This window comes from Deinococcus koreensis (assembly GCF_002901445.1).
GTDB classification, from domain to species: Bacteria; Deinococcota; Deinococci; order Deinococcales; family Deinococcaceae; genus Deinococcus; species Deinococcus koreensis.
The window spans coordinates 2249086-2270000 of record NZ_PPPD01000001.1; the positions used below are offsets into that span (position 1 = coordinate 2249086).

Sequence of the window (20915 nt, forward strand, 5' to 3'; positions counted from 1 at the left end):
AAAGGAGTCATGTTGAATACCACCCAAGACCGCCACAGCGGCACACGGAGGCGCTCCGGCCGCGTTCCCGCCATCGCCGCGATCCTGGGCATGGCGCTGCTCAGCGGCTGCCAGCAGGTTCGCCAGTCCATTTCCATCGGGGACATGTCGTCGGGGTACAACCGCGAGATCTGGTGGATGAGTCTGTGGGCCATCGCCCTCTCGATCATCATCTTCATCGGGGTGTCGTACGCCCTGTTCTACACGGTGAACAAGTTCCGTGAGGACAAGCACGAGGCCCCGCCCGCCCAGTTCCACGGCAACAACCGCCTGGAGATCGCGCTGGTCGGCGTACCCGTCATCATCGTGATCTTCCTCAGCGTGCTGACCGTGAAGAGCCTGGCGGTCGTGAACGCGGTCGATGCCCAGGCCCCCAAGATCGACGTGCTGGGCCGGCAGTTCTGGTGGAACTTCTCGTATCCGGCCGCCAAGGCCCAGGCCGGCGGCGTGGTCACCAACGGCAACGAGATGCTGATGCCCGCCGGACAGGACGTGACCCTGACCGTGACCAGCGGCGACGTGATCCACGGCTTCTGGGCGCCCAACATCGGCGGCCAGCGCGCCGCCATGCCTGCCGTGCAGAAGACCTGGACGGTCGACACCAGCCGGCCCGGCGCGTACCAGGGCAACTGCTCGCAGCTGTGTGGCGCCAGCCACGCCAACATGCGCTACAAGGTCGTGGCGCTGGAGCAGGCCCGCTACGACGCCACCCTGGCCGCGGCCCAGGTCTACCGTGCCCCCGAGCCGGCGCCCGGCAGCGCCGAGGCGCGTGGATACGCCATCTTCATGCAGGGCAAGGGCAGCACGGGCGCGACCGCCTGCGCCGCCTGCCACCGCGTGCAGGGCACGCCCGCTGCCGGCGTGAACGGCCCGGATCTGAGCTTCTTCGGCACCCGCCGCACGCTGGGCGCCGGCATGTGGGAAGCCATGAGCGAGCAGCAGTGGGAAGAGCCCGGCGCCGCCCGCGCGCTGCACGAATGGCTCAAGCACAGCCCCAAGGTCAAGCCCGGCAGCCTGATGCCCACCTATGACGGCAGCGAGTACATGGTGCAGGGCCGCAAAGCCAAGGGCGGCGTGCTGACCGACGCTGAGATCGACGACGTGGCCGCCTACCTGCGGAGCCTCAAGCTGCCCGAGGAAGCGGACTACTGGAAGGGCACACGCGTCATGGGCGCCCCGAACGCCGCCGTACCCAGCAGCTCAGCTCCCGCCGCCACAGGAGGTACGCAGTGACCGTTCAGCACGCTCCATCACCGCAGTCTGTCGCGGCTCCGCGTCCCGGCGTCTGGGAAGTCCTCAAGGACTATATGATGACCACCGATCACAAGAAGATCGGGACGCTCTATATCCTCACCAGCATCATCGGCTTCGCCATCGCGGGGCTGCTGGCGGTGGGCCTGCGGATCCAGCTGGCCGTGCCGAACAACACCTTCCTGGTCGGCAACCTCTACAACCAGGTGCTGACCCTGCACGCCGCCCTGATGATCTTCTTCTTCCTGATCCCGATTGGGCTGTTCGGCTTCGGGAACTGGTTCCTGCCGCTACAGCTGGGCGTGCGCGACGTGGCCCTGCCGCGCGTGAACACCTTCGCGGTGTGGCTGTTCATCTTCTCGCTGATCCTGGTAATCCTGGGTCTCGCCAACGGCGGCGCGCCCGGCGTGGGCTGGACCTTCTACTACCCGCTCTCGGTGGACGCCAACCAGACCGGCGTGGCCGTGCTGATGGTGGCGCTCACCCTGAACGGCATCGCCTCGCTGCTGGGCTCGGCCAACTTCGCCGCGACCATCGTGAACATGCGCGCGCCCGGCATGAGCCTGTGGAAGATGCCGATCTTCTGCTGGAGCATCTTCGCCACCTCCATCCTGCAGCTCATCTCGCTGGGCGGCCTGACAGCGGCGGCGCTGGTCACCTTCCTGGAACTCAAGCTGGGCCTGAGCATGTTCAACCCCGGTACCGGCGGTGTTCCGGTGATGTTCCAGCAGTTCTTCTGGTTCTACTCGCATCCGGCCGTGTACGTTATGCTGCTGCCCTACCTGGGCATCGGCGCCGAGATCGCCTCCACCATGGCCCGCAAGCCGCTGTTCGGCTACCGCGTGATGGTCTACTCGATCCTGGGCATCGTGCTGGTCTCGCTGCTGGTGTGGGTTCACCACATGTTCGCGGTGGGCCTGCCCGACGCCTGGCAGATCGCCTTCATGATCGCCACGCTGATCGTGGCCGTGCCGACCGGCGTCAAGATCTTCAACCTGATCGGCACCCTCTGGGGCGGCCGCATCCTGATGAAGACGCCGACCTACTGGCTCGTGGGCTTCATCTTCAACTTCCTGATCGGCGGCATCACCGGCGTGGCGCTGGGCATGATTCCCTTCGACTATCAGGTCACCATGTCGTACTTCGTGGTGGCCCACTTCCACAACGTCATGATGTTCGGCACCGCCTTCCTGGCGATGGCCGGGCTGTACTACTGGTGGCCCAAGATGACCGGCCGCTTCCTCGACGAGAAGCAGGGCCTGTGGCACTTCTGGCTCTTCATGATCGGCTCGTGGATGACCTTCCTGCCGCAGTACATCCTGGGCCTGCTGGGGATGCCCCGGCGCTACTACACCTACCCCGACGGTAACTTCGCCTGGACGGAACTGAACTTCATCTCCACGCTGGGCGCGCTGACCCTGCTGGCCGGCGGCGCCGTGTGGTGGTGGAACATGTGGTACTCGTTCAAGAAACCCGCCACCGCCTCGCCCAACCCCTGGGGCGGCTTCACGCTGGAGTGGACGGCCGCGTCCCCCCCCGCCGCCTACAACTTCGCCCACGAGTTCCCCTCCACCTTCCCCACCGAGCGCCCGCTCTACGACTGGGAGAAGAACGGCGACACCCTGACCCCGGTCGACCCCAAGACCATCCACCTGCCGCAGGACTCCTGGGGCCCCTTCATCACGGCCGTGGGCACGCTGATGATGGGCTACGGACTGTCTTTCGGCTGGTTCACCAACTACACCCCGGCTGGCGGCCTGCAGCCCTTCTTCGACGCCAGCCCGGCGCACATCCTGGCCAGTATCGTGCTGTACCTGAGCTTCCCGGTGTTCTTCTACGGGCTGTTCAAGTGGGCCGGCACCCGTGAATACGCCGTGCCCGTGGAACACCACCACCTGACCAAGTACGACAACGGTTTCATGGGCATGGCCTGGTTCATCATCTCGGAAGTGGGCCTGTTCGGCGTGCTGATCGCCGGCTACGTGTACCTGCGCGTGATCGGCGCCGCCGAGCCGCCTGTGCTGCGCCCGAACATCTGGCTGGCCGCGCTGAACACCCTGATCCTGGTCAGCAGTTCGTTCGTGATCCACCGCGCCGAGCAGGACAACCACCACGGCAAGTTCACCCGCTTCCGCCTGGGCCTGTTCATCACGCTCGTGCTGGGCGCCGCCTTCATGCTGTTCCAGGTCTACGAGTTCGCGCTGTTCGGGGTCGAGAGCGACTGGAAGCAGAACCTCTGGCAGGCGTGCTTCTTCATCATCGTGGGCCTGCACGGGCTGCACATCCTGATCGGCGGCACCGGCATCGCCCTGCCGTACTTCCAGGCCATGACCGGCAAGATGGACAAGTACAACCACGGCTCCATCACCCCCGCCAGCCTGTACTGGCACCTGGTGGACGTGGTGTGGCTGTTCATCGTGGCGATCTTCTACGCCTGGTAGGCAAGGGTTGATGGTCGATCGGTGATCGTTGATGGATCACAGACAGTGAAAAGGAGGGGCACCCGCGCAGGGAGGGGGTGCTCCTCCTCTTTTCCCTATCCACCATCACCTCTCTCCACCCTCCCAGGGACACCTCACCCGCCGGGCCGTTCTAGGCTGCGCGTATGAAGTGGATCACGGCGGTCTTGCTGGCAGTGGCGGCGGTTCTGGGCGGGGTGCTGCTGTTCCGGCAGTCGTCCCCGGCGGTCACGGGCGGCGACGCGCTCGATGCGCCGCGCCCGCTGCCCGCCGTGGCCCTGGTCACCGACCGGGGCGCCCCCACCACGCTGGCCGCCTCGGACGGGCGGATGCGGCTGGTGTTCTACGGCTTCGTGCGCTGCCCCGACGTCTGCCCGGCGACCCTGGCGAGTTTGAAGAGCACGTATGCGAAGCTCACGCCCCAGCAGCGGGAGCGGCTGCAGGTGCAGTTCATCACCGTCGACCCGGAGCGTGACCGCCCAGAGGTCGTGCGCGCCTACCTGAACCGCTTCGACCCCGCCTTCAGCGGCCTGACCGGCACCAGCGTGGCGGTCAACGAGGCGGCCAGGGCGATGTTCGTCGGCATCGTCAACGACACCGGCCTGAACCCGGAACATGGTGGGCACACGGACGGCGCCCCGGCTTCGGCGGAGGCCAAGGAGGCGCCCGTCGGCGCTGCCGAGGCGGCCATCATCCACGGCGATCAGGTCGGCGTGGTCGATGCGCGGGGCCGCTTCGTGCGCGTTTATGGCAACGGCGCGGTCATCGACGGCACGCTGGAACGCGACCTGCCGGGGCTGATCCGCCAGTACGGGTCGTGAATCTCAGGGGGTCTGGCTGAGCTGGATCACGCTGAACACGGCGTTGTCAGGGTCGCTGAGCACGGCGATGGTGCCGTAGGGGGACTCGAAGGGGGGCACACTCACCGTTCCGCCGGCATCGGCAGCCACCCGCACCGCCTCGTGCACGTCGTTCACGGCGAAATAGGGCATCCAGTGCGAGGGAATACTGGGGGGCCAGTGCTCCTCGTCCATCTGTAGGATGCCGGCGATGTCGTCGGGGCCGTGTTGAAGCATGTAGTAGTAGTCCACACCAGTCAGGGGCTGGCTGGTCGCACCCAGGAGCCCTGTGTAGAACGTCAGCGCTTGGCCCGAGTCGCGCGTGTTGACCTCCTGCCAGGTCATGGAGCCGTGCTCGCCTTCCAGCGCTGAGCCGTGGAACTCCAGCGGCTGCCACATCCCGAAGACCGCCCCGGTGGGATCGCTGGCGACCAGCATGTGCCCCAGCTCCATGACCTGCATGGGCTCCACCATGACCTGGCCGCCCAGGTTGCGTATTCGGGTGGCGTCGGCCTGCGCATCGTCACTTCTGAAGTAGACCGACCACGCGCTGGGCATGCCGGGCATATCCGGCGATTTCGGAACCAGCCCGGCCACGTCCGCACCCCCAACGCGCGCCCGGTGATAATGGCCCAGCGCGGGGCCGTAGTCCTCGAAGTCCCAGCCGAACAGCGCCGTATAGAAGGGCTTGACCTCCTCGGGTCTGCCGGTAGTGAGATCGAACCAGGTGGGTGTGCCGGCGGGGCGGGCGCTGACCTCGGGCATGGGAAACCTCCGTATTCGGTGGGCTGCTTCAGGCCACAGGCAGACCTTCTCGCACACAGCGGGCGAGAGGGGAGCGGCAGGCGAACGGGCCGGAATCATCTGCTTTCTTACAGTTCAAGCGTACTCCTGAGATCGTGTGCTGTCAAATTTACCCAGTTCAGTTCCGTTCACAGCTAAACTGCGCTACACTCTGTCTATGACCGAGCCGCACGATCCCGCCCTGCGTCCCAAGACCCTGACGGAGTACGTGGGCCAGGAAAAACTCAAGGACAAGCTGACCGTGTACCTGCAGGCCGCCAAAGGCCGCCGCGAGGCGCTCGACCACACCCTGCTGTTCGGGCCTCCCGGGCTGGGCAAGACCACCCTGGCGCACATCATCGCCGCCGAGCTGGGCGTGAACATCCGCGTGACCTCCGGCCCCGCCATCGAGAAGCCCGGCGACCTGGCGGCCATCCTGACCAACTCGCTGGAAGAGGGCGACGTGCTGTTCATCGACGAGATCCACCGCCTGGGCCGCGTGGCCGAGGAACACCTCTATCCGGCGATGGAGGACTTCAAGCTCGACATCGTGCTGGGGCAGGGGCCGGCCGCCCGCACCATCGAGCTGCCGCTGCCGCGCTTCACGCTGGTGGGGGCCACCACCCGCCCGGGCCTGATCACCGCGCCCATGCGCAGCCGCTTCGGGATCATCGAGCACCTGGAGTACTACACGCCCGAGGAGATCGCGCTGAACCTGCTGCGCGACGCCCGGCTGCTGGGCTTCGGCCTGGAGGACGGCGCCGCGCTGGAGATCGGCGGGCGCTCGCGCGGCACCATGCGCATCGCCAAACGCCTGCTGCGCCGCGTGCGCGACTACGCCGAGGTCGCGGGCGAGACCACCATCGAGCTGGAGCGGGCCCACTCGGCGCTGGACAAGCTGGGCCTCGACTCGGCGGGCCTCGACGACCGCGACAAGAAGTACCTCGAGACCCTGATCCACCGCTTCGCCGGCGGCCCGGTTGGCGTGGACACCCTGGCGACCGCCATCAGTGAAGACGCCCTGACCCTGGAAGATGTCTACGAGCCCTACCTGATCCAGCTCGGCTTCATCAAGCGCACGCCGCGTGGCCGCGTGGCCACCGCGCACGCCTACGACCACCTGGGCCTGCCGGTCAGCGGCGACGGCGACCTGGGCCTGTTCGTGAACTGAGCGAGGTCACCAGGGCTTGCTCTTGGAGGCCTGGGACGCTCACCCGGTTCGTCTGCCGTCATCAGCGCGGACGTGCCCGCACCACTGCGGCACCTCCGGAGCAGCACTGGGGGCTCTTCGCCCGCGAAATTCTGGTTTCCCGCGGAGTTCCGGGACTCCATGCTCCCGTCGCCCTGGCCTGGTTCCGACAACGGATCGGGCCAGGGCGGGATCTGTCTGGTCTCCCGACCGGGTCACGGTCACGGCTGACGGGCTAGGCGGTGCGGCGTTCAGGCCCAGGACGGTGGCGCCACAGGTCGTATCCCAGCGCCCCCAGAAAGATCACGGCGCCCAGCGTGAACACGCCGCCGGCGCCCCACACCTGCCACACGGCGCCGCCCAGCACCGGGCCGATCGCGTAGCCCAGCGCTTCCACGGCCATCACTGTGCCCCAGGCGGCGGCGCGCTGGCCTTCGGGCAGTGTGCGGGCGACCAGTCCGTTCCATCCGGTGAGGAAGGCGCCGTAGCCCAGGCCCAGCAGGGTGGCCAGCAGCCACAGGAAGCGCTGCGGCTCGGGCAGGGCCGCCAGCGCGAAGGTCGCGGCCAGCAGCAGCAGGCCCGGCCGCAGTGCGCGGCGGGGGTGGTCGCGGTCGGCTCGGCGGCCGATCAGCCACAGGCTCAGCGCGAACAGGCCCAGCGCCAGCAGGCCCGGCAGGATCAGGTCGCGCAGGCTCAGGTTCAGGCGTTCCAGCAACGGGTAGAGCAGGGTGACCAGCAGGCCCGGCGCCAGGGTCTGGGCGAGCGCGGCCGGCAGCAGCGCCGCCACGGGTGCCCAGGCCGTCCAGACCAGCCGGGTGCCGGGCCGGGGAGTGCGGAGGCGCCAGAGGCTCAGGGCCAGCGCGGCCGCCAGTCCCTGCATCAGCAGCAGGCTGTTCCAGGCCAGCTCGGCGCTGTACTGCATCAGGGGCCCGATGCCCAGCGCGCCGAGCAGGATGGCGGGCGCCACGCTCAGGTTGCTGATGGCCAGGGCGCGGGCCGTGCGGCCGGGCTGGGCCAGCGCCTGAGACGCGCTCATGATGCCGGGCCACAGGGCGGCGGAGGCCAGCCCCCAGACCGCGCAGGCCAGCAGCGCCGCCACCGGATGGGGGTAAAACCTCAGGGTCAGGGTGGCCGCCAGTCCCAGGCCCGTGATCACGGGCAGGGTGCGGCCCAGCCCCCAGCGTTCGGTAATCAGGCCGCTGGGGCCTTTGGCCAGGGCGTCGGCCAGGTAGTGGGTGCCGGCCAGCGCGCCGATCAGGGCGGGCCCGAGATTCAGGGCCGGGCCCGCCAGGGGCAGCACCGACACGAACAGGGCCGTCCGGACGGCCTCGCTCAGGGCGAGCAGGGCCAGAAGCCGCAGCATGGTCAGGGGCCGCAGCCACAACATCCCGCTGATTGTACGGCCCCTGATTGTCCGGGGCTGTCGGGGGGGGCCGCGCCCCCGGTGGCAGGGGGCAGGGCGCGGCCAGGTTTCTGGGCACGGGCCGCTGCCGCCGCTCTGGCAGGGGGTCTCGAGGGGCAGGTGGGTAACGCAGCCCCCCGGGTCGGCCGATCTTTAGTCCACAGGGCCCCTCGGGCGGTAAGGCGCAGGTAAGTGCGGCTGACTAGGGTGGACTCAGGCCAGGGCTGGTGCTGGCGATCCGTCTGCAGACGGCTGGACAGATTCTCTGCAGATGGGCAGGAGTGCCCCGTCCATGACCCTGACCCCCCCCGAATTCACCGCGACTCCCTACCTGTTCGCCCAGTCCGTGGACTTCCCACAGGTGCTGGCCCTGCCCGCGCGCCACTCGCTGCCGGAGGGCGACCTGCTGACCTTCCGGTTCTCGAACGGCTATGGCGCGGCCGTGATGCGCGGGGCCGGGCACCCCCAGGAGAGCGCCTTCGAGTTCGGGGTGCTGGACTTCACGCTGCCCGAGCCTCAGCTGACCTGCCTGACCCCGGTGTGCTCATCGCTGTTGCAGGGCCTGTCGTACGAGCAGGTGGCCCAGTTGCTGCCGCGCGCGGAGCGCCTGCCCCTGCATCCGGATCTGCAGCACGCCGACCTTTCCCTGGAGAACGAGGACTTCTAACGGGGCTGCTTCGGGCTGGGCAGGCTGTGGCGGGCACCGGAACACAGCAGGCTGGGAAAACGGGCGTCTGAACCCGGAAAGAACGAAGCTCCCGTGGCCTGGGAGCTTCGTTCTTTCCGGGCGCGGTCTACAGGCCGCCGGCCTGATCCGGAATCAGCAGGGTCTTGAGGGCCGGGCCAGCGCTCCACACGCCCCGCAGGCCGTTCTTGACCGCGGAGTTGCGCACCGCGTCGTAGATGGCGGGGGAGAGGTTGGTCGAGGGATAGGTGCCCAGCGGCCCCTTGGGCGTGACCCGCACGTCCAGCGGAAAGCCCAGGGCCAGGGCGGCGATCAGCAGGCCGCCCAGCAGGAAGCCGCCCACGGCGCCGGAGACCATGTGCCAGGGCTGTTCCAGGGGCACCGGGATCAGCCGGGCGATCACGACCGCCAGACCGGCGCTCAGCAGCAGGGCAATCACGGCCGCCGCGACCGGGCTGCCGGACAGCGAGTTCGCCAGGAAACACAGGGCGATCCCGCCCAGGCCCCAGGCCAGCCCGGCCAGCCCCCGCCGTGCCCCCAGGGCCGTCAGAACCGCCCAGAGGGTGATGAGCAGGGCATCGAACCAGGTGATCACGCCGGGCAGTGTAGTCCCGCGGGCCTTACAGTTTCCTGCCCTGGGCCACATCTGCCGGGGGCGTGAAGTAGCGACACCCCTGGGCCTGGGACGCTTGTCGAGGAGGCACTGTGGCTGGCAGCCCTGTGGATGGTGGCCCTGCTTGCCCTGCCCCGGAGTCCACCCCCGTAGACTGCGCGCATGATCCGCGTTCTGCTCGTCGATGACCACGCGCTGTTCCGTCAGGGGCTGCGTAGCCTGCTCGAAACGGAGGGGATGCGCGTGATCGGGGAGGCCGCCAACGGCCGTGAGGCCCTGCGCTACGCCGCCGACACCCACCCGGACGTGATCCTGATGGACATCCAGATGCCCGAGCTGGACGGCGTGAAGGCCACCCAGAGCATCCTGGAGACCGATCCCACCGCGCGGGTCATCATGATCACCATGTACCGCCAGGATCGTTACGTGTTCGAGGCGGTCAAGGCCGGCGCACGCGGCTACATCCTCAAGGACGCGGACGCGGCCACGCTGCTCGACGCGATCCGGCGGGTGGCGGCGGGCGAGGCCCTGCTGGACGCCGACATGGCCCAGAACGTGCTGGACGACTTCCGCGACAAGCGTGAGGAGCTGCCCAGCGAGAAGCACGCGGACCTGAACGAGCGCGAGACCATGATCCTCAAGCTGCTCGCCCAGGGCTTCTCGAACCAGGAGATCGCCCTGCGGCTGGACATCAGTGAGAAGACGGTGCGCAACCGGCTGTCGGAGATCTTCACCAAGCTGCAGCTCAACAACCGCACCCAGGCGGCGCTGTACGCCATCCGTGAGGGCATCGCCAACCTTGATTGAGCGGCCCCCGCCGGGTCGCCCCCGATGAGCCGTCAGCGCCCCGCAGGCAGGGCCGGTCAGGCACAGGTTCACGTGACCTTCCAGGCCGGCTGTCTGCGCCAGTGGGCGGTGCCCAGCGCCGAGCCCGATCTGGCCTACACCGAACAGGCGTTTCCGGAATGCCCGACCTGCCCGCACCGGGTCGAGCCCGAGGGGGCCGCGCCCTTCTGTACCCTGCGGCCGCTGGGCACGGCCCATCCCTTCGCCGCGCTGGCCGGGCTCGAGCTGCCGGAGTAGGCCGACCGGCAGGATGCAGGGCGTGCGGGCGCCGGACAGGAGCTGGGCTCAGGCCCCCCCTGATCCGGGCCCACCGCTCCTCCACACCACCCCCGCGATGGCTCAGAATGGGCGGCCATGACGGCTGAGTTTCTGAGCGATCTGCAGGCCCGGGGGTTCAGGGGCGAGGTGGGCCTGTGCGTGTCCGATCTGGAGGGCCAGGAGCTGCTCGCCCTGCAGCCCGTGCGGGTGTTTCCGGCAGCCAGCACCATCAAGATGCCCCTGCTGGTGCTGGCGCTGGAACTCGCGCAGCGCGGCGAGCTGGAGCTGAGCGCGCGGGTCGAGATGCGCGCCGCCGACCGGGTGAGCGGCGCGGGCGTGCTGCACGAACTTCAGGGCGGCCTGGCTCTGACCTGGCAGGACGTCCTGACCCTGATGATCATCGTCAGCGACAACACGGCCACCAATATGCTCATCGAGCGGCTGGGCATGGAGGCGGTCAACGGCTGGCTCTCCGAACGCGGCTGGGCCGCCACCCGCCTGATCGGCAGGTTGCAGCTGCCGCCCGAGCAGCGCAACGAGGCGCAGCGGCGCGGCGAGCGCAACCGCACCACGGCGCGCGAACAGGTCGAACTGCTGGGGGCGCTGGCACGCGGAGAACTGCTGGACGGGGTTCACACCGGACTGGCCCTGGACATCCTGGGCCGCCAGCAGTACCGCGACATCATCGGGCGCCGGGTGCCGCGCGCCCAGGACGGCGAGCTGCTGTACCGGCTGTGCAGCAAGAGCGGCGAGCTGAGCGGCGTCCACCACGATGTCGGGCTGCTGTTCACGCCGCGCCCGCTGATCGTGGCCCTGCTCTCCGAGGGCGGCACGGACATGCGCGAGCATCCCGAGAATCAGGACGTGAGCCTGCTGGCCGACGCCCTGTGGCCCCTGCTGGCCCATTTCGGACAGGTGCGCCAGCAGGTCGGTGGGGGCCCCGTCCGGGGGTGAGTGGCGGCCCGGCCGGGAGCGGCGCCGGGCACCTGTCCGGGGACATTTAACCGAAGGGTCAGGCGCATCATGACACTCACTGGAGAAGTGGCTTCCAGATTGGGTTAAGCGCTGCTGGGAGCGGTTCCGGGTCATGCTATCCTGCCCGCATCGGGCCGCCGGAACGCCGTGCAGGCCAAGTGCTCAGAAGTGAGGGGAACGTGGAAAGAAACGACGCTGTTATGCCCTGGGTCGCCATCGTGAGCGCGGCCATGATGTGGATTCTGCTGCTCTTCCTGTTCAACAAGGAAACGGCGCCAGAGCCGGTCGTTGTGGATCAGGCGGTCGTGGCGAGTATTGCGAAGGATTACCCGACGGTGGGTAAGGCCGTTTTTGAAGGCAAGGGGAACTGCGTGGGCTGTCACGGCGCGCAGGGCCAGGGCATCATCGGGCCCAAGCTGGCCGGCGACGAGAAGCTCCTGAAAGATCCCGTGTACGTCCACACCATCCTGGTGAACGGCAAGGGCGCCATGCCCGCCTACGGGAATACCCTGACGGAAAGCGAGATCTACGCGGTCGCCAACTATGTGCTGAACTCCTGGGGCAACAAGATCGATCCGCTGCTGACGCCGGCCACCGTGGCCGAAGGCCAGACCAAGATCGACCCGGCCGTGCTGAAGAACCGCAGCCGCTTCGTGCCCGAGGATCTGAAGCTGCCCGAGATCTTCCTGGCCACGTTCATCATGGTGCTGCTCACCTACGGCCTGATCGGGCTCTACTCCGTCTGGGCCGAGGGCATGGAACTGCACCCCGGCATCCACAAGGTGCGCTCCTCGCCGCTGGCCGTGATGGCCATGCTGACCACGCTGGCCCTGACCGTGGTGTTCAGCGTGCTGTTCGTGCGCCAGATGGTGACCGACTACGCCGGCTGGGCCGCCAAGGAACCGGTGATGCCCAACGTGACCGCCGAGGGCTTCTACGCCGCGATGATCCTGCTCACGCTGGCTGCCGCGCTGGCGCTGTACAAGAAGTACTTCATGGACGGCGAGGTGCTCGTCGAGGACGCCAGCGGCGAGTTCCCCTGGTGAGTGCGCGCAAAGCAGGAAGAACAGGAGAGGTTGACCTATGACCCGCTATAAGAGACAAGACCCCGAACTGACCCGCCGCAAGTTCATCAACGCTGCCATGGGCGGCGCCGCGGCCGTGGGCGGGATCAGCCTGATCAGCACCCTGGGCGCGGCCAAGCCCGCCTTCCGCCTGACCCCCCAGCTGGCGCCCCCGCTGGCCGGCGACATCATCGTCCACTCCGACCCCAGCCGCTACGGCGAGCCGGTCAAGGTGTCGGATCTCAGCGAACAGCTCGTGCGCGCCTGGCCCGCCTTCAAGGACGAGGGAGGCAAGCTGGTGGTGCGCGACCAGGATCCGACGAGCGTGCTGGCGGTCTACCGCTTTCCCAAGGGCCAGATCGTGGAGCCGACCAACCTGGAGGCCACCATTGACGGCGAGATCGTCGCCTACGGGGATCGCTGCACCCACGCCGGCTGCAACGTCGAGGACAACAAGCAGCAGCCGGGCCTGATGAACTGCCCCTGCCACTCCGGCCAGTACGATCCCAAGCAGGGCTGCAAGGTGATCGGCGGCCCACCCCCTCATCCGCTGCCGCAATTGCCGATCAAGCTGGAAGGTGAACAGCTGGTCGTGACCGGCTTCTTCATGAGCGTGCCCTACGGCTACAGCAAGGAAGAGGACTGGAAGAGGTACACCGAGCAGGTTCAGGAGGCACTGTCATGAACCAGTGGTTAGACGAGCGTCTGCACATCTCCCGCCTGAACGACAAGTTCCTGCGGAAAGCCTTCCCGGTGCATCACTCCTTCTTCTTAGGAGAGATCACGCTGTTCAGCCTGATCGTGCTGATCCTGACCGGCATCCTGCTGGCGCTGTCGTACGAGCCCAGCAACACGCTGGTCGTGAACTCCTTCGATCCGGGTACGGGCGACAAACCCAACCTGATTCCGGCCGCCTACCACTCGGCCCTGAAGATCAACGCCATGCCCTTCGGCGACATGCTGCGCCGCACCCACCACTGGATGGCGAACATCATGATCGCGGCCTCCGTGATCCACATGATGCGGATCTATTTCACGGGCGCCTTCAAGAAGCCCCGCGAGATCAACTGGTGGATCGGGATGCTGCTGCTGATCTTCGCGGCCCTGACCGCCGTGACCGGCTACATCCTGCCCTACGACAACTACGCCTATCAGACGGCGGGCGTGGTCTACGCGATCACCAAGTCCGTGCCCTGGGTGGGCGACTGGCTGGCGCAGGCCGCCTTCGCCGGACAGTTCCCCGGCGCCGGGATCATCCCGCGCATCTACGGCTACCACATCATGCTGCTGCCGGGCATCCTGCTGGCGGCCACCGGTGCCCACATGCTGCTGATGATCAAGCAGAAGCACACCCAGCCGCAGTACGCCAAGCGCATTGCCTACAAGAAGATCGTCGGCGTGCCGCTGCTGACCCAGCAGACCCCCATCATGCTCACGCTGACCCTGCTGTTCACGGGCATCGTGCTGCTGTTCGGCGCGTTCATCCCGGTACACCCGGTCGAGTACTTCGGGCCGCCCAGCTCGACCCCGATCAGTAACATCAAGCCCGACTGGTACCTGCTGTGGGTCTTCGGGGCCCTGGCGATCATCCCCGCCTTCGACTTCGAGCTGCTGGGCGGCACCATCGGCGCCGAGTTCGTAGGGGCCATGGTCTTCCCCGGCATCGTGGTAGGCCTGATGTTCGCCGTGCCGATGCTCGACCGCGCCAAGGAGAACAACTACTACGCCGAGAACCCCACCAACCACCCGGTGCGGCTGGGTGCAGGGGTCGCGTTCATGGCCTTCATGCTGATGCTCTCGCTGGCGGGGTACAAACCCGATCTGATCGCGGCCGGCGTGCTGACCTCCGCCAACGCCAACACGATCCTGTGGATCCTGGTGTTCGCGGTACCCGCCTTGACCTACTTCGCCGTGCTGGGCATCGTCCGCATGATCCGCGCCCTGCGTGAGGCCGACGAACGTGAAGCCGCGGCCCACTCCCAGCAGGCCCTGTCTGCCGACGACTGAGCGGATTCCACCAGCAGCGGCCCCGTCCTGATCGACGGGGCCGCTCTGCTGTTCCGGGGTGCCGAGAGTCCCGGCCTGCCACCGGCCGATCCCCGACCCCTGCCCACAGAAAACCGCCCACAAGGGGCGGTCTGGTCAGCGGAACGGACGTTCAGTGAGACTGCTTACGCCTGCACGCTCCGGGACGAGGGCATCACACTGATCTCTTCGCCCTGGCGGCTGCCGGCGGCGTAGCCGACCTGAGCGCCGAACTGCCAGGCGAGCTTGAGCATGAACTGGATGGCTTCCTCGTCGCGGTTCTGGATCAGCAGCCGGAGGTGCTCGGGGAGGCCGTCGGGCAGTGGCATGGCCCCGAGCTGGTCTCCGTACTCGGCGCGGAGCCGCTCGAACCACTCGGCATACGGGTTGGGCGTAGCAGGGTTCGTCATAGGGGTCATCTTAACATGACCACACTCAAGGAATGTAAGCCTGAAATAGAGATTGCCTCAAGGTGGCCTTGCCCTAGGGCCGGGCAGCTGGGGATGGATCAGCGACAGGGATATCTGTTCGGATCGGCCGACCGACCGCGCCCGAATGGGCCAGGGGCGCACAATTTCATTTCCTGAATAGTGTTACGCTTCACCCATGACCGCGACCTCGTTTCCCGATCCCAGCGCTGGTGTGCCCAACCGGGACATCAGCATCAGTGAATTTGGCGCGCAGAAAGCCCTCGGCATCCTGGCGAACAGCGGCAAGGAAAATGCCGGCGTGCGCGTGTTCATCAAGAGTGGTGGCTGCAGCGGCTACCAGTACGGCATGGCCATCGACGACCGTGAACTCGAGGGCGACACCATCGTCTACGACCGGGGCGTGAAGCTGCTGGTCGACCGGATGAGCCTGCCCCTGCTGCGCGGCGGCGAGGTCGATTTCGTCGAGAACATGATGGGCGGCGGCTTCACCGTCAACAACCCCAACGCGACCAGCTCCTGCGGCTGTGGTCACTCCTTCCGCACCGACAGCTCCCAGGCCCCCGACGGGGAGGGCAGCGGCGGCTGCTCCAGCCACTAGACCTCTGCTGGAGCCATCGGCGACCACCGGTAGCCAGTCCCCTTATATCCAACCCTCCGAGGCCCTCTGTGGCCTCTTTTTTTGTCTCGCCACAGCGCTGCTCCCGGTTCGTCGCCAGTAGATGGACAGGGAAGTCTGGCAGGGGGCTCCAGATACTCCGGCTGAGAAAGATGACCGGCGGCTGAGCATAAGCGGTCATACAGTCGCTCCCGGTGGCCTTCACACTCTGGTGGGATGGCCGCTCGCCGATCCTCAGGGGCAATTTCCACCTTGACACTGCGTGAAGAAATCTTATACAGTCCCTCATTACGCACATTTGGGCATACCCCAGCCGTTTCGGAGGATCACTATGAAGAAGACCCTTGCCCTCACCGCATTCCTGCTCGGCGCCGCGCTGGCCGGCCCTGCCAACAACAGCCTGGTGGTCGGCACCTCGCAGGAGCCGCCCAACATCTACGATCCCTGGAACACCAACAACCTGGCGATTACCGCCGAGATCAACGGGTACATGGGCGCCGGCTTCATCTCTATCGACGACGACGGTGAGGTGCAGCCCGACATCGCCACCCGCGCCCCCACCCTCGCCAACGGCGACTACAAGGTGGTCAAGAACGCGGCGGGCGACGTGATCCGCAACTCCGTGACCTACACCATCCGCAAGGACGCCAAGTGGAGCGACGGCACGCCCATCACCATCGCCGACGCCCAGTTCTGGCTCAAGCTGCAGCTCGACGACCGCGTGCCCGTGCCCGACCGCGACCCCTGGGATCGGGCCAAGATCACCGCCAACGACGCCGACACCTTCACCGTGACCTTCGAGCCGCCGTACCTCTTCGCCGAGCAGGTGGGTGCTCCCGGCATCGCCCCGCTGCATGTCATGGGCGCAGCCTGGAACGCTTTCGATGCCAAGACCAAGGATGAGAAGGATGCCAAGGTCGTCAACGAGGAGTGGAAGAAGTTCATCTCCTCCTACACCACTGCCCGCAACCTGCCCAAGGTCGTGGCCGGCCCCTTCAAGCCCACCGCCTGGCGCACCGGCAACAGCCTGACCATGACCCGCAACCCCGCCTACTGGAACCAGCCCAAGGCCGGCGCCGACAAGTACGTGCAGACCGTGGTCTACCGCTTCATCCCGAACACCAACACCCTGAAGGTCAACACGCTCTCGGGCCAGCTCGACGCGGTCAGCGCTGTCGGCCTGACCTTCGACCAGGGCGTGGATCTGTCGCGCACCGAGCGCGGCAAGTACAAGACCTATTTCGTGCCCGGCGCCGTGTGGGAGCACATCGACGTGAACACGCGCGGCCAGAAGGCCAAGGATCTCGACCTCGACGATCCCCGGATGCGTCAGGCACTGCTGTACTCCATCGACCGCGACGCGCTGACCAAGGCGCTGTTTCAGGGCCGCCAGGCGGTCTCGAACAGCTGGATCAGCCCGATCAGCAAGCTGTACAAGAAAGACGTCACCGACTACAACCAGAACGTCGCCAGGGCCAAGAGCCTGTTCACGGCGCTGGGCTGGACGCCGGGCAGCGACGGCATCCTGCAGAAGGCCGGCAAGAAGCTCACCCTGAACTTCGGCACCACCGCCGGCAACAGCGTGCGTGAGCGGGTGCAGCAGATCCTGCAGGCCCAGTGGAAGGCCGTGGGCGTGCAGGTCAACATCCAGAACTATCCCGCCAGCGTGTTCTTCGGCCCCGACTTCCTGAGCAAGGGCGAAACGGGCAAATGGGACCTCGCCATGTACGCCTGGAGCAACAACCCGCTGTTCGAGGAAGGTAACCTCTTCAAGAGCGACGCGATCCCCACGGCGGCCAACGGCTACTCCGGCCAGAACAATGCCGGCTGGAAGAACGCCGAGTACGACACGCTCTTCAAGAAGGCCCAGGTCGAGTTCGACTCGGCGGCGCGCATCAAGCTGTTCGACCGGATGCAGACCATCTGGAACAGCGAAGTGCCCTCGCTGCCCCTGTACTTCCGCGTGAACGTGTACACCAAGGTGCCGGGCCTGGCCAACTACACCTTCAGCGCCTACACCCAGTACCCCAGCTGGAACGCCGCCAACATCGGCTGGCTCTCCCGGGGCGCCGTCGAGGAATACAAGCAGAAGTAACCCGTTCCGATTGATTCCGTTCTGTTTCCGGAATCAATCCGACCAGAGGGAGAAGGAAAGATACGGATTTCGCGGCATGGAGGAACACCCAGTTCCTTCCTGGGTGTTACGGAATAGAGCGGAATCCGTGTAAGCAACCTGGGAACGGTGGCCTCACCGCCCCCGTGATTGAAGGAAGGGGGAGAAGCCGGCGCGCTTGCTCCCCCTTATGTATCGCCCCCCCGCAAGGTGAACCATGGGAACGTATATCCTCCGCCGCGTCCTGCAGATGATTCCACTGCTGCTCTTCGTCAGCCTGATGGTCTTCATGCTGACTGCCCTGCAACCGGGCGATCCGGTCGATCAGCTCGCCTTCGGCAACCCGAACATCACCCCGGATGACATCGCGCGGCTCAAACACGCCTACGGCTACGACCAGCCCTGGTTCGTGCGCTACTTCTTCTGGCTGCGGCAGGCGGTGGCCGGGAACTTCGGCTACTCGCAGGACTTCAACATTCCCGCGCTGGAGTTCGTGTTCCAGCAGCGGATGCCCAACACTTTGCTGCTGACCGTGCCGGCCCTCATCGTCAGTACGCTGATCGCCGTGCCGCTGGGCATCTTCAGCGCCATCCGGCAGTATTCCATTCCGGACTATCTGCTCACCTTCTTCAGTTTCCTGGCCTTCAGCGCCCCGGTCTTCTGGGTGGCGGCCATGGCCATGTACTTCTTCGCGGTCTACCTGCCGGGTGTGACCGGCGGCGCCCTCTCGCTGCCCCCCGGCGGCCTGGGCAGCCCCGAACTCCCGCTGGACGCCGGGATCTGGACGACGGTGCTGGACAAACTGAAGTACCTGCTGCTGCCGCTGAGCATCCTGATGCTGCGCGAGATCGCCGTGACCATGCGCTTCATGCGCGCCAACATGCTGGAGGTCATGACCCAGGACTTCGTGCGAACCGCCCGCGCCAAGGGGCTGACCAGCCGCGTGGTGCTGTACAAGCACGCCCTTCGCAACGCGGTGGCCCCAATCCTGACCCTGATGGGCCTGAGCATCCCGGGCCTCTTCGGCGGCGCGGTGATCACCGAAACGGTCTTTTCCTGGCCCGGCATGGGCCGCGCGATCTTCGACGCCCTGGTCAGCAAGGACTTCAACGTGGTGATGGTCTCGCTGATGCTGCTGGCCCTGCTGACCGTCATCTTCCAGCTGCTGACCGATATCGCCTACGCCTACGTCGATCCCCGTATCCGCTACACCTGAGGCCTGCCATGACCACCGCACTGCCCACTCCGTCGGCCCCCGCCCGTGCGCGCAGCAACTCGACCTTCGCCATCGCCCTGCGCCGCCTGCGCAAGCACCGCGCGGCCATGGCGAGCCTGATCGTGATCCTGCTGCTGATCCTCGTGGCCCTCTTCGCGCCGTTCATCGCGCCCTACGACCCCAACACCCAGGACTTGAACGGTATCTACGTCCCGCCCAGCCCCGGGCACCTGATGGGCCAGGACAGCCTGGGGCGCGACCTGTTCTCGCGGATCATCTACGGCAGCCGCATCAGCCTGATCGTGGGCTTCACGGTCTCGCTGTTCTCGGTGCTGCTGGGCACGCTGATGGGCGTGCTGGCCGGCTATTTTGGGGGGCGCACCGACACCCTGATCAGCCGCTTCATCGAGATCATGCTCTCGGTGCCCGAGCTGCCGCTGCTGCTGACCCTCAGCGGCCTGCTGCTCTCCAGCGACGCCCCCTTCCTGGTGGCCCTGCGCCAGAATCCGAACAACAGCGTGTTCATCATCGTCGGCATCTTCACCTTCTTCGGCTGGATGGGCACCGCCCGCCTGGTGCGCGGCGAGGTGCTCAAGCTCAAGAACCTCGAATACGTGGACGCCGCCCGCGCGCTGGGCGCCACCTCCGGGCGCGTCATGGCCCGGCATCTGGTGCCCAACCTGCTCGCCATCATCATCGTGAACGGCACGCTGGCGGTCGGCGGCGCCATTCTGGGCGAGGCCGCGCTGTCCTTTCTGGGTTTCGGCATCCAGCCGCCGGTCTCGACCTGGGGCAACATGCTCAGCAACGCCAACGAGGTCGTGCTGGAGCATCCCTACGTGGCCTTCTGGCCGGGGCTGGCGATCCTGATCACGGTGCTGTCCTTCAACTTCCTGGGCGACGGCCTGCGCGACGCCTTCGATCCCAAGAGCCGCCTTTAAGCCGCTTTTCCCGCTGTCAGCCGGGCATTTCGCCGGCTGGCTCCTTTTTTGTCGTCTGTCACGCCGATCCCGTATGCTGTGGGCATGATCGTTCTCGGCATCGACCCCGGCCTGGCCAATCTGGGCCTGGGTCTGGTCGACGGTGACATCCGCAAGGCCCGTCACCTGTACCACGTCTGCCTCACCACCGAGAGCGCCTGGATCATGCCGCGCCGGCTGCAGTACATCCACGAGGAGGTCTCGCGGCTGCTAGCCGAGTACCGGCCCGACGCCGTGGCCATCGAGGATCAGATCCTGCGCAAGCAGGCGGACGTGGCCTTCAAGGTCGGGCAGGCCTTCGGGGTGGTGCAGCTCGCCTGCGCCCAGGCCGGCGTGCCCATCCATGCCTACGGGCCCATGCAGGTCAAGAAGTCGCTGGTGGGCACCGGCCGCGCCGAGAAGGAGCAGGTGATCTACATGGTCAAGGCGTCCCTGGGCGTGCGCGAACTGTTCAACAACCACGCCGCCGACGCCCTGGCCCTGGCCCTGACCCACCTGGCCCACGCTCCGGTCAAGGAGCGCGCCGCGCAGCTCGTCCGCTGAGCGGTGTGGTCGGCGTGCTGCTTTCCCTCCTGACGTCCGTGGCCCTGACCTTCGGGTGGCTGTGGTTCTTCGTGCGCCGCGACCGCCACCCGGAGCCCGCCTGGCTGCTGGCGCGCACGTTCGGCTGGGGCTGCTTCGCGTGGCTGGTGGCCGCCGCCTTCGAGGCCAGCCTGGGCCGGCTGCTGGATTCCCCGCTGCCCCTGGCCCTGCTGCTGGTGGCCCTGCTGACCGCGCTGATCGAGGAGGGCAGCAAGTTTCTGGCCTCCACGACCGCCATCACGGAAGTGCCCTTCGACGAGCCCATGGACGGCCTGGTCTACGCCGTCACGGCGGCGCTGGGCTTCGCCCTGATGGAGAACATCACTTACACCCTGGGCTTCGGGGGACGGGCCGGCACCTGGCACGCTGTGGTCACCACCCTGGCGCACGCCCTGTTCAGCGCCCCTCAGGGCTACGCGCTGGGGGGCCTGCACTGGCAGCGCGGGCGCCTCTGGGTCGCCCAGGGCGTGCTGCTCAGCGTGGTGCTGCACTTCGTCTTCAACGGGATCCTCTCCAGTTCGACCGGCTGGCCGCTGCTGCTGGCACTGG

The 20915-nt window shown here is 66.9% G+C and carries 21 protein-coding genes (1 of these 21 running past the window's edge); 17 read left to right on the top strand and 4 right to left on the bottom strand.

Translation table 11 applies throughout. The features are described from left to right. Positions 1 to 9 precede the first annotated feature (9 nt). From coxB to CVO96_RS10700, 3 genes are all read left to right on the top strand, one after another. Positions 10 to 1272, top strand: a complete 1263-nt coding sequence (gene coxB, locus CVO96_RS10690; protein ID WP_103312224.1) for a cytochrome c oxidase subunit II — start codon at positions 10 to 12, stop codon at positions 1270 to 1272. Continuing rightward, positions 1269 to 3731 carry a cbb3-type cytochrome c oxidase subunit I gene (locus CVO96_RS10695; protein WP_103312225.1) on the top strand — a complete coding sequence of 821 codons (2463 nt, stop codon included), beginning with the start codon at positions 1269 to 1271 and terminating at the stop codon, positions 3729 to 3731. The genes coxB and CVO96_RS10695 overlap by 4 nt, the downstream gene beginning before the upstream one ends. Positions 3732 to 3895: 164 nt before the next feature. Next, entirely contained in the window at positions 3896 to 4570 is a 675-nt protein-coding gene (locus CVO96_RS10700; RefSeq protein WP_103312226.1) for an SCO family protein, read from the top strand. A 3-nt stretch (positions 4571 to 4573) separates the two neighbouring features. Here the strand turns inward: CVO96_RS10700 and CVO96_RS10705 are convergent, their stop codons facing one another. Then, positions 4574 to 5353, bottom strand: a complete 780-nt coding sequence (locus CVO96_RS10705; RefSeq protein ID WP_103312227.1) for a VOC family protein — start codon at positions 5351 to 5353, stop codon at positions 4574 to 4576. A gap of 196 nt (positions 5354 to 5549) precedes the next feature. On the opposite strand from CVO96_RS10705, the gene ruvB reads away from it, so the two are divergent. Further along, the gene (gene ruvB, locus CVO96_RS10710; protein WP_103312228.1) at positions 5550 to 6542 is read left to right on the top strand and encodes a Holliday junction branch migration DNA helicase RuvB; all 993 of its coding nucleotides are present in this window, start codon (positions 5550 to 5552) and stop codon (positions 6540 to 6542) included. A gap of 253 nt (positions 6543 to 6795) precedes the next feature. Here ruvB and CVO96_RS10715 read toward each other — a convergent pair whose 3' ends face one another. Next, a complete protein-coding gene (locus CVO96_RS10715) occupies positions 6796 to 7947 on the bottom strand; it encodes an MFS transporter (RefSeq protein ID WP_103312229.1) in 1152 nt (383 codons plus the stop codon). Positions 7948 to 8254: 307 nt separating this feature from the next. Here CVO96_RS10715 and CVO96_RS10720 point away from each other — a divergent pair, with 307 nt between their 5' ends. Then, a complete protein-coding gene (locus tag CVO96_RS10720; protein ID WP_103312230.1) occupies positions 8255 to 8629 on the top strand; it encodes a hypothetical protein in 375 nt (124 codons plus the stop codon). A 127-nt stretch (positions 8630 to 8756) separates the two neighbouring features. Here CVO96_RS10720 and CVO96_RS10725 read toward each other — a convergent pair whose 3' ends face one another. After that, entirely contained in the window at positions 8757 to 9242 is a 486-nt protein-coding gene (locus CVO96_RS10725; protein WP_341476177.1) for a hypothetical protein, read from the bottom strand. Positions 9243 to 9422: 180 nt separating this feature from the next. Here CVO96_RS10725 and CVO96_RS10730 point away from each other — a divergent pair, with 180 nt between their 5' ends. The 6 genes from CVO96_RS10730 to CVO96_RS10755 all read left to right on the top strand — a co-directional run bounded on the left by CVO96_RS10730 (position 9423) and on the right by CVO96_RS10755 (position 14410). Continuing rightward, complete coding sequence (locus tag CVO96_RS10730) at positions 9423 to 10067, top strand: response regulator (RefSeq protein ID WP_103312231.1); 645 nt, start codon at positions 9423 to 9425, stop codon at positions 10065 to 10067. A 24-nt stretch (positions 10068 to 10091) separates the two neighbouring features. Next, on the top strand, positions 10092 to 10343 hold the full coding sequence (locus CVO96_RS10735; RefSeq protein ID WP_103312232.1) for a hypothetical protein: 252 nt from the start codon (positions 10092 to 10094) through the stop codon (positions 10341 to 10343). 117 nt (positions 10344 to 10460) lie between these two features. Then, positions 10461 to 11318, top strand: coding sequence for a serine hydrolase (locus CVO96_RS10740; protein WP_103312233.1), 858 nt, complete (start codon positions 10461 to 10463; stop codon positions 11316 to 11318). Between the two features lie 200 nt (positions 11319 to 11518). Beyond that, on the top strand, positions 11519 to 12385 hold the full coding sequence (locus CVO96_RS10745; RefSeq protein WP_243398294.1) for a c-type cytochrome: 867 nt from the start codon (positions 11519 to 11521) through the stop codon (positions 12383 to 12385). A 37-nt stretch (positions 12386 to 12422) separates the two neighbouring features. Continuing rightward, positions 12423 to 13088: a Rieske (2Fe-2S) protein gene (locus CVO96_RS10750; RefSeq protein ID WP_103312235.1), complete on the top strand. Its 666-nt coding sequence runs from the start codon at positions 12423 to 12425 to the stop codon at positions 13086 to 13088. After that, positions 13085 to 14410, top strand: a complete 1326-nt coding sequence (locus CVO96_RS10755) for a cytochrome b (RefSeq protein WP_103312236.1) — start codon at positions 13085 to 13087, stop codon at positions 14408 to 14410. Before CVO96_RS10750 ends, CVO96_RS10755 begins: the two co-directional genes overlap by 4 nt. Before the next feature lie 164 nt (positions 14411 to 14574). On the opposite strand, the gene CVO96_RS10760 is transcribed toward CVO96_RS10755, so the two are convergent. Then, positions 14575 to 14838 carry a DdrH gene (locus CVO96_RS10760; RefSeq protein ID WP_103312237.1) on the bottom strand — a complete coding sequence of 88 codons (264 nt, stop codon included), beginning with the start codon at positions 14836 to 14838 and terminating at the stop codon, positions 14575 to 14577. A 196-nt stretch (positions 14839 to 15034) separates the two neighbouring features. Between CVO96_RS10760 and CVO96_RS10765 the strand changes: the two genes are divergently transcribed. The 6 genes from CVO96_RS10765 to CVO96_RS10790 form a co-directional block, all read left to right on the top strand. Next, positions 15035 to 15457 (top strand): HesB/IscA family protein, encoded by a 423-nt coding sequence (locus tag CVO96_RS10765; protein WP_103312238.1) that lies wholly within the window; start codon positions 15035 to 15037, stop codon positions 15455 to 15457. 349 nt (positions 15458 to 15806) lie between these two features. Further along, on the top strand, positions 15807 to 17570 hold the full coding sequence (locus CVO96_RS10770; protein WP_103312239.1) for a peptide ABC transporter substrate-binding protein: 1764 nt from the start codon (positions 15807 to 15809) through the stop codon (positions 17568 to 17570). 235 nt (positions 17571 to 17805) lie between these two features. Further along, the gene (locus CVO96_RS10775; protein ID WP_103312240.1) at positions 17806 to 18804 is read left to right on the top strand and encodes an ABC transporter permease; all 999 of its coding nucleotides are present in this window, start codon (positions 17806 to 17808) and stop codon (positions 18802 to 18804) included. Between the two features lie 8 nt (positions 18805 to 18812). Further along, complete coding sequence (locus tag CVO96_RS10780) at positions 18813 to 19745, top strand: ABC transporter permease (protein WP_103312241.1); 933 nt, start codon at positions 18813 to 18815, stop codon at positions 19743 to 19745. 84 nt (positions 19746 to 19829) lie between these two features. After that, positions 19830 to 20327 (top strand): crossover junction endodeoxyribonuclease RuvC, encoded by a 498-nt coding sequence (gene ruvC, locus CVO96_RS10785; protein WP_103312242.1) that lies wholly within the window; start codon positions 19830 to 19832, stop codon positions 20325 to 20327. Positions 20328 to 20341: 14 nt separating this feature from the next. Beyond that, positions 20342 to 20915: the 5' portion of a PrsW family intramembrane metalloprotease gene (locus CVO96_RS10790; protein ID WP_103313424.1), read on the top strand. 134 nt of this gene lie beyond the right edge of the window; the window shows 574 of its 708 coding nt (coding positions 1–574); it begins with the start codon at positions 20342 to 20344; its stop codon lies off the right edge, out of view.